Annotated in this window: 1 protein-coding gene; it reads right to left on the minus strand. The window is 67.3% G+C overall.

What is annotated here, in order from left to right; genetic code table 11:
* Positions 1-206: hypothetical protein (locus B3849_RS02975; protein WP_286779802.1), on the minus strand; the 206-nt coding region annotated here is incomplete at its 3' end.
* Positions 207-245: the final 39 nt, after the last annotated feature.

The following is a 245-nucleotide window of genomic DNA, read 5'->3' on the forward strand; positions in this document are numbered from 1 at the left end:
TAGAGCGTGTGCATCCCCTCGTGACCGCCCTCGGCCAGATCGACCAGCGTGGGGAGAAAACCCGACAGCGTCTTGCCGCCCCCGGTCGGCGCGATCAACAGCAGGGCGGGCACCTCGGCGCGGTCCAGCATGTCTTGCTGGTGGGGGTGGATGGACCAGCCTTTGGTGGCGAACCAGTCGGAGAACTTGGGGGGCAGGGTCTGCATGGGGTGCAAGATAGGCTGTTTGCACGCGGGGGCCAGCCC

Source organism: Sulfitobacter sp. UBA4523 (assembly GCF_002388305.1).
Classification (GTDB): Bacteria; Pseudomonadota; Alphaproteobacteria; order Rhodobacterales; family Rhodobacteraceae; genus Sulfitobacter; species Sulfitobacter pontiacus.